The sequence below is a fragment of the Rhodoglobus aureus genome, from assembly GCF_039527955.1.
GTDB lineage: Bacteria > Actinomycetota > Actinomycetes > Actinomycetales > Microbacteriaceae > Rhodoglobus > Rhodoglobus aureus.
The window spans coordinates 65794-73722 of record NZ_BAAAKW010000071.1 but is presented as its reverse complement, the minus strand read 5'-3'; the positions used below and the strand labels follow the sequence as shown (position 1 = coordinate 73722).

Here is a 7929-nt window from a genome sequence, read left to right as displayed (position 1 = left end):
CCCACGCAAAACGCTCGACTGGGACACCCCAGCCGAGCGCCTAGATGCTTTACTGAAAGCCAGCTAAGAAGCCGGTGTTGCAACGATGGCTGGAATCCAAGCGAGTCAGGGAAAGCTTTATCTTTGCGCAATCAAAGATGTGTTCTCGAATCGCATTGTTGGCTACTCCATCGATACGAGGATGAAGGCTCGGCTTGCCGTTGACGCGCTCACCATGGCCGTCACCCACCGGGAGCACCCCACGGCAGTGATTGTTCACTCCGACCGAGGATCCCAGTTTCGGTCACGAAAATTCGTGCGCGCACTCGCCCAGAACGGGCTGCTGGGCTCGATGGGGAAAGTGGCGGCATGCGGCGACAATGCAGCCATGGAATCCTTCTTCGCATTGCTGCAAAAAAACGTCCTGAACCAACGCTCGTGGGACACCCGCGACGAGCTCCGACTTGAGATCATCAACTGGATCGAAGGCACCTACCACCGGCGAAGGAGACAACGCCGACTGGGGAAGCTGACACCGATCGAATACGAGACCATAATGAAAAAGACCGTCACACTGGCGGCCTAAGGAACCGAGTCAACCAAACCTTCAGCAGTCCCCCCCGTCATCCCACGCGGACGCGAACGAGTGATCGACCGACACCCCCTCGCTCCAGCCGGCGGTGATCCGATCCGCGACCCGCGCACGTTCGACATCGCTGATCCGCGACGGATACGTGCGGTCTTTCTGCGGGATAGGGTCCGCGACCCGCAGGCGAGGGCTGCGACGGTAATGCCAGGTTGATCGCGACACACCCGTCATCGTCAATGCCCCCCGCTGAGATCCGGTCGCCGCCGTCAGCTCGATGACGAGCGTGTTATCGGCGTCGAGGAATCGGATGGATCGGTCCTCGTCGGGATGGCGTCGGGCTCTTGCTCGCTCATCAAGTGCAAGAGCCCGATAGCTTTTCCCAAAGCCTCGTTGGTGTGCTCAAGTTCACGCACCCGCACGTGCAGTCTCGTAACTTCAGCATCGCGTGCTGCACGCTCTCTGGCACGCTGCCTCTCCAACGCAGTCCGCTTACCTGGGGGCATCGTCATAGCACTACCCTCTCGTGGGATCAGCCCCCGGTCTAGATCGCCCTGAAACACTGCCTGCTGCCACCTCCGCAACCGGTCGTCGGAGATACCCCGCCCTACCCGCCAGGCAGCCTTCTGTCCATGCGGTTGAACCTGATACTCATGCACAAACTCGCGGATCTCCTCCGCCGTGAACCCCACACTGATCGACATCGTCGCCTCACCTCTCGCTGGCCATGAACTGACTCACAACCAGTCTGGCGAAGAGGGAAAGACGTTGAATTCGGGGAAGGCGCAGAGTTTGAGATCACCGGTGGCCGGGGCCCGCTTCAGTGCGCTGGAGACATGGGCCCGCCACCCCCAGATGGGTTCCTAAAGGCGCAGCAACTGCCAAGCGGTCGCGCCGGAAGGAACCAGGAAGCAGATGACGGTACCCATGTCCGTGCAAGAAAATATCAGAACACTCGACTCCCACGGAATCGCGGGCCGTGAAATCGCCCGCCGACTGGGAGTCAGCCGCGACGCAGTGGTGAAATACACCGGGCAGCACGACTACTCGCCGAAGCCGCCTTCGCCCGTGGCTAGGCCGGCAGGTTCGGTGTTGACTGGGTTCGAAGACACTATTGAGTTGTGGCTCGGCGAAGACCAGCGGCGCCCGCGCAAGCAACGCCACACGGCGAAACGGGTCTTTGATCGTCTCGTCGCCGAGAAGAATTACACCGGCAGTTACTCCCCGGTGCAACGCTTCGTGAGGAAGTGGAACGCTCGCCACCGCCAGGCCGGGGAGGGCTTCACGGAACTGGTCTGGCCGGCCGGCACCGCGCAGGTCGATTTCGGTCAGGCCGAAGCCATCATCGCCGGGGTTCGGCAGGTCCTGCACATCTTCGTCGTCACGTTCCCGTTCTCGAACATGCGCTTCGTGCAGGCCTACCGCGGCGAGACCGCTGAGTGCGTCTGCCACGGGCTGCGCACCGTCTTCGACCACATCGGCGCCACGCCCCGGCACCTGGTCTTTGACAACGCCACCGGCATCGGGCGACGAGTCGGCACCCACGTCGTTGAGACCAAGCTGTTCGGCGCGTTCAAGCTCCACTACCGATCCGAATCCCGGTACTGCAATCCGTACTCCGGCCATGAGAAAGGCAACGTGGAAAACGCGGTCGGGTTCCTCCGCCGAAACCTGATGGTCCCCGAGCCGGAAGCGGCCACCCTGCAAGGGCTCAACGACGTTCTCTTGGCCAGGTGCCTGGCGTTGGCTGCGACCGTGCACTACCGCAAGGGACTGCCCGTGGGCGAGCTGTTCGCCCAAGACGTCGCGGCGTCTCTGGCGTTGCCCGGAGTCGGGTTCGACCCGGTCCGGTATGAGAACCGCACGGCCGACAAGAAAGGAAACCTGCTCATTGGCGGGAACACCTACGCGGCCGGGTCTTCCTTCCACAGTCGCACTCTCACCGTCGGATTGCGCCACGATGTCGTCGAGATCCTCGACGAGCATGCGACGCCCGTGCGTTCATTTTCTCGGGCCTTCGGAGCGCAAGCCGAGACGATCTTCGAACCCGCGGCTCTGTTGCCGTTGCTGGTGACCAAGCCCGGCGCCTGGGGCCATTCCCAGCTGCGAGCCCTGGTCCCCGAGCCGGTGCGGGACTGGCTCGACACTGCCACCGCGACCAACCGGCGCCGCCTCCTGAACGCTGTTGACGCTGCGTCAGGATCGGCCGGTTTCGATGCCGCGATCCGCGCCGCCGACGCGCTCATTCAGCGCGGAGACACCCCCGACATCGCCGCGTTGGGCATGCTCGCCCGAAGGCTCGCCGACGGCACCACACCGGCGGTCGAGAACGTGGACTTGAGCGTCTATGACATCTTCACCACCGACGTATTCACCTCTGTTAACACTGTGACGGGAGAAATCGCGTGACCCTTGTCACCGTTCAAGACATCATCGAGACCGGCCGGCAGTCCTCACTGACCGGCACGGTGCTCGCCGAATGGGCCGAGAAAGGCACTCCGAAACAACGCGAATACCTCCACGGAATGCTCACTGCTGAACACAAATCCAGGCAGCAATCACGCCGCCAACGGCTGCTAAGCGCCGCCCGACTACCGGCGCTGAAGTCACTGAGCGGGTTTGACTACTCCAACGTCAAGTTCCCCCAGGACTACGGACGTGACGCGCTGACGTCGCTGGAGTTCATCAACCAGGCCGAGGACCTTGTTCTCTATGGCGACGTCGGAACCGGCAAAACACACCTCGCGTCCGCGCTGGTCGCCGCCGCCTGCCGCCAAGGAATTCCGGCCCGGTTCTTCACCGCGTCCTCGCTGGTCATGCAGCTGCGCCGCGCCAAAGATGAAGGCCGCCTCGATCGGGAGCTGGCATCCATAGCGAAAAACCAGCTCCTCGCGATCGACGAATTTGGGTATCTCCCGATCGATACTGAGGGCGCCCGGCTCCTGTTCCAAGTCATCGCAGACGGATATGAAAAAAGAAGCCTCATCATCACCACAAACCACGAATTTTCCCGATGGGGAACCGTGTTCGGCGACGACAACATGGCCGCCGCCGTTATCGACCGCATCGTCCACCACGGCCGGCTCCTACAATTCCGTGGCGAGTCTTACCGAGTCAAACACGCCCTCATGAAATAGCCCCGCCACCAGGCTGCCCACCCCGGAAAGCGGCCCACGCCGGCCGCGCCAACCACCTCACGACCCTCAGCAGTCAGGACTCCGCCATGAACGATCACACCCGTCCAGAGCGCCTCGCGCACCAGCCAACCACGAGACAGGCTGGTGGGACGACAACGGACGACCAGCCCCCTGGCCTGACGACTTCGCCGATCCCGCAGCTGGATGGGACAACGAAAACACCCGCGGTCCCGACGTCAGTGGAGACGAAAACGACCCCAAAAACCGACCGTTCTGACCACGCTGCTCAAGTGGCCGGAAACCGCGCCAGACTGGCAGGTTTTTTATCGCTCAAATGGCCGGTTTAAAGTTGACAAAACGCAACTCGCCAAGTCCGTAGAGCGGTTCACGGCCCAGCACCAGGTTGGTGACCACCAGCCGCACCGCGGTCGCCGGTGGCAGCTTGGTCCGCGGATCCCCGTTCGGCAGGAACCGTTCCAGCGTGGCGGGAAGTTTCAGCCGGTCCAGGAAGTGGTTGATCACCGGTAACCCGTCCAGCCTCCTCGAGACCAACCCGAACTGTTCGTTCATTGCGACACCTCCCGAGGTGGAGCTTGGCATTCACCCAGACACACGCTATCCTTCGGTTGTGTGTTGAAGGATTCGACACGCCGGAGGGGAGTTGTAAAGATGCCGTGCCGCAAAAACCCGGCCAAGGTCCCGCCCGGGGTCCGCCTCAGCGAGGACCTCGCCGGCATCGACTACGCGCTGCCCGGGACCCTGACCCGCCGTTACATGCGTTGCGGGAAACCGAAGTGCCGGTGCAAAGCCAACCCACCGGTACTGCACGGCCCTTACTCCCATTGGACTCGCACCGTGGCCGGCAAAACCGTCACGAAGACACTCACCGAGGAACAAGCCGGACGCTACCAGGCCTGGTTCGACAACGCCCGACGGCTCCGAGAAGCCATCACCCAACTCGAAGCCACATCCCTACGCACCATCGAAAACACCGAGGGCTGGCAGCCGAAACCAGAGGCCGACTAATTGCCGAGATATCCCTCAGCAGAAGTGCGGAACGCCAGTACATAGAAAGCCCGTATAATGAAATGAATGGTACGAATATCGCCAGACTACTATAGCCCTGGAGGTCAAACTTCCCATGAACGCCCACTCCGAACAGCTTTTCCACGAAGCTGTTGAGGTTCTTCGCGCAAACGATCTCGGGACCATGACGAGCGCCGCCCCTAATCTGTACCCACATATGTGGAGTTGGGATGCTGCTTTCGTAGCAATCGGCTTAGCGCGCGTCAACGTGCCGCGGGCTATCCAGGAACTTGAAACGCTCCTCGAGGCTCAGTGGACAACCGGCATGATCCCCCACATTGTCTTTAGCGACAACGACACGGGCTATTTTCCTGGCTACGACCGGTGGAACACCTCCGGGGCCTCTGCCAAACCAGACAGAGTGCGAAGTAGTGGTATTTGCCAGCCACCCGTTCATGCAATCGCCCTGCGGCACATACTCGATCGCGGACGCGAGAATGGCGGCGCCGATCTACGCGCCGCCGAGATGTTCATTGAGCAAACCTTTGACTCATGGTTGGCCTGGCACCGATGGCTGGCGACTGTTCGCGATCCGGAGGAAACCGGGCTGATTGAAATACACCACGGGTGGGAATCGGGATGTGATAACTCTCCTCGTTGGGATTCCCCTTACAACCGAGTTAAGCCTGGAATGGTCCCGGCATTTGTTCGGCGCGATACATCCCACGTCCGTGATACAAGTGAAAGGCCTGACGACGGCGAATACAGGAAGTATCTCTGGCTAGTTCAGCAGATGGCTTCCGTCGGGTACGACGACAAGAAGGTCATGCAAACGGTGGATTTCCGAGTCCGGGACGTGTTTTTCTCCGCAATCCTTGCCGCCGCGAGCGATGTTCTCGCCGATCTTGGCTTGGAAATCGGGCGCGACGAGTCGGCCGAAGAATTGCGTAAGATCGCCGCACACTTCCGCTCGGGCGTGCTGTCAACTATCGATCCCGTCACCGGACTCGCCCGAGATTTTGATGTCCTAGCAGAGGAATGGATAGCTACGGAAACCATCGCAGCTTTCGCTCCACTAATTAGTGGAGGCGATGTAGAGGTACTGAACCGACAAAGGGCGATCATCCAGGGGCCTCGATGGATGGGGCACCCTGCCCTTAGATTCGCGCTCCCACCATCCACGTCGCCACTTAGCCCGGAGTTTCGTACCAGAACATACTGGCGGGGCCCTATCTGGCCTTTTCTGAACCTTCTGTTCGGATGGGCCTCAGCTCGAGACGGGCAACAGGAGCTTTACAGCATTCTCCGAACGCTCTCGTTGGAACAACTCGGCGATCTGACGTTCGCCGAATATTATGAACCTTTCACCGGTGAACCGCTAGGAAGTTTCGCTCAGGCCTGGACTGCGGCTGCAGCGCTCGAATGGCTGGGAGGTCGAGATGCGAGTTGATAGCTATGTTTGGGCTAGGGCGTGTCTCCTAAATGGGTTTGGCGTGCAGGATGGTTGCGGCGAGTAATGCTCCTCCGCGGTAGGTGAGGGCGTATTTGTTGTATCGGGTCGCGAGGGCACGCCACTGCTTGAAGCGGCTGAAACCGCGCTCGACGGTGTTGCGTTTCTTGTAGAGCTCCCGGTCGAAGTCAGGCGGCCTGCCGCCCCGTTGGCCTTTGTTCTTGCGGTTCTGCTTCTGATCGCTGCGCTCCGGGATGACGTGCTTGACGCGCCTGCGCCGCAGCTTGATCCGCGTGGACGGATGCGAATATGCCTTGTCGGCCAGCACCGTGACATCGGTCAGGAAATGCTGCTGACCCCGATACAGATCCAGCAGCGGCTCGAGCTGCGGGTTATCACCGCTCTGCCCGGCTGTCAGCAGAAGAGCAACCGGTCGTACCAGCGCGTCAGTGAACGCGTGGATCTTCGTGGTCAGCCCGCCGCGGGAGCGTCCGATCGCATGATCCGGCGGCTCATTCTCTAATTTCCTGTAGTTCGATCGTGCCCCCTGTGTCCTGACTGCGGACGGCACCAGCGGCATGCTGATGCACCCGCACACTGGTCGAGTCCACCGACAACAGCGCGGCCAACTCAGCATCAATAGCCTGATCCCGGCCCTGAACACTCTGGAAGATCCGGTCATAGGTGCCATCAGTCGACCAGCGGAAATGCCGCTTCCAGACCGTTTGCCACGGACCGAACTCGGCCGGCAGATCCCGCCACGGTGCACCAACCCGATACCGCCAGCAGATCGCCTCCAAAACCTCCCGATGGCCCCGCCACGGCCGACCACGATGGCCGCCACGCGGCAGGATCGGTTCGATCACGGCCCACAACTCATCCGAAATCACACCCGAACGAGTCATGAAATCAGCCTCACAGAGGAATCGCTCGTCGTTTAGGAGACACGCCCTAGTCACGTGAGCGGACCTGGCAGTTCGGCAGCACGATATTTGGGGCAGACCTCGCTGGATACCCGGCAGATCTTGGGGTTGGTCCGGTTACATGAATAGCCCAAAGCTATGTAACTACTCCTATTTTGTGTCCTCTTGTAGGGTTAGCGCTCGCCCCGGATCGGATAGAAAGAGGGAGATTGCGAATGCTGCTATAGGGATGAAACACAACACAGTGAACACCGCCTGTGTGCCATATTCATCGGCTATTACTCCGAACGTGGGCGTGAATAGTCCGCCGATGCTCACGGCGAGGCCCAAAGTGGTTCCCGGTCGCGAGGGCAGGTAATCTTGGCCGAGCTTGATCAAAACCGCAAATGGAACGTTGATCATGACGCCTACAACCGCCGCGAATACTAAACCAACAGCGGGGCTGGGAGACAAGCGTAATGCAGCTAGAGCTGGCACAGCCATGATTGACCCAACTTGTACAGTGCGCACCGCTCCTATCCGATCGCCAATTCGGCCGCCGAGCAGTGTTCCAACAACGCTGCCAGCGAGGAAAAACGTCAACGTGGCCCCGGCGGTTTCCTCTTTAGCACCAAGGTGGCCGATCCAGTACAAGGCAATGAAAGTACTGATGCCGAAAAATATGATTGAACGAACGATTTCTGTCACGCTGAGAATAGTGAAAAGGGCTATCCATGTAAGTGCAGCTGCACACGAGGCGATACCACATGTGGGGCGGCGGGTGATGCCCTGAGGCGACATCTTGCGATGATCCTCTCTCTACTGCACTTATATCTGACGTTCCGCACT

7 protein-coding genes and 2 pseudogenes are annotated in these 7929 nt (G+C 60.4%); 5 read left to right on the top strand and 4 right to left on the bottom strand.

What is annotated here, in order from left to right:
• Positions 1 to 103: 103 nt before the first annotated feature.
• Positions 104 to 565 (top strand): annotated as a pseudogene (locus ABD112_RS14540) (IS3 family transposase); the annotation flags it as partial.
• Between the two features lie 269 nt (positions 566 to 834).
• On the opposite strand, the gene ABD112_RS14535 reads toward ABD112_RS14540, so the two are convergent.
• Positions 835 to 1077, bottom strand: a complete 243-nt coding sequence (locus ABD112_RS14535; RefSeq protein WP_343926878.1) for a hypothetical protein — start codon at positions 1075 to 1077, stop codon at positions 835 to 837.
• 415 nt (positions 1078 to 1492) lie between these two features.
• On the opposite strand from ABD112_RS14535, the gene istA reads away from it, so the two are divergent.
• The gene (istA, locus tag ABD112_RS14530) at positions 1493 to 2974 is read left to right on the top strand and encodes an IS21 family transposase (RefSeq protein ID WP_343926885.1); all 1482 of its coding nucleotides are present in this window, start codon (positions 1493 to 1495) and stop codon (positions 2972 to 2974) included.
• Entirely contained in the window at positions 2971 to 3702 is a 732-nt protein-coding gene (gene istB / locus ABD112_RS14525) for an IS21-like element helper ATPase IstB (protein ID WP_343926877.1), read from the top strand. The genes istA and istB overlap by 4 nt, the downstream gene beginning before the upstream one ends.
• Positions 3703 to 4032: 330 nt before the next feature.
• Here istB and ABD112_RS14520 read toward each other — a convergent pair whose 3' ends face one another.
• Positions 4033 to 4272 carry a DUF4277 domain-containing protein gene (locus ABD112_RS14520; RefSeq protein ID WP_343926876.1) on the bottom strand — a complete coding sequence of 80 codons (240 nt, stop codon included), beginning with the start codon at positions 4270 to 4272 and terminating at the stop codon, positions 4033 to 4035.
• A 99-nt stretch (positions 4273 to 4371) separates the two neighbouring features.
• Between ABD112_RS14520 and ABD112_RS14515 the strand changes: the two genes are divergently transcribed.
• Both ABD112_RS14515 and ggh read left to right on the top strand, forming a co-directional pair.
• Positions 4372 to 4728 (top strand): DUF6788 family protein, encoded by a 357-nt coding sequence (locus tag ABD112_RS14515; protein ID WP_343926875.1) that lies wholly within the window; start codon positions 4372 to 4374, stop codon positions 4726 to 4728.
• Positions 4729 to 4843: 115 nt separating this feature from the next.
• The gene (gene ggh / locus ABD112_RS14510) at positions 4844 to 6178 is read left to right on the top strand and encodes a glucosylglycerate hydrolase (RefSeq protein WP_425563851.1); all 1335 of its coding nucleotides are present in this window, start codon (positions 4844 to 4846) and stop codon (positions 6176 to 6178) included.
• 14 nt (positions 6179 to 6192) lie between these two features.
• On the opposite strand, the pseudogene ABD112_RS14505 reads toward ggh, so the two are convergent.
• Positions 6193 to 7083 (bottom strand): annotated as a pseudogene (locus ABD112_RS14505) (IS5 family transposase).
• 168 nt (positions 7084 to 7251) lie between these two features.
• On the bottom strand, positions 7252 to 7788 hold the full coding sequence (locus ABD112_RS14500) for an MFS transporter (protein WP_343926873.1): 537 nt from the start codon (positions 7786 to 7788) through the stop codon (positions 7252 to 7254).
• Between the last annotated feature and the right edge of the window lie 141 nt (positions 7789 to 7929).

What these genes read in the sequence shown, in the direction of transcription:
- ABD112_RS14535 (WP_343926878.1), bottom strand. Translation starts at nt 1,077, where the DNA reads ATGACGATGCCCCCAGGTAAGCGGACTGCGTTGGAGAGGCAGCGTGCC.
- istA (WP_343926885.1), top strand. Translation starts at nt 1,493, where the DNA reads ATGTCCGTGCAAGAAAATATCAGAACACTCGACTCCCACGGAATCGCG.
- ABD112_RS14520 (WP_343926876.1), bottom strand. Translation starts at nt 4,272, where the DNA reads ATGAACGAACAGTTCGGGTTGGTCTCGAGGAGGCTGGACGGGTTACCG.
- ABD112_RS14515 (WP_343926875.1), top strand. Translation starts at nt 4,372, where the DNA reads ATGCCGTGCCGCAAAAACCCGGCCAAGGTCCCGCCCGGGGTCCGCCTC.
- ggh (WP_425563851.1), top strand. Translation starts at nt 4,844, where the DNA reads ATGAACGCCCACTCCGAACAGCTTTTCCACGAAGCTGTTGAGGTTCTT.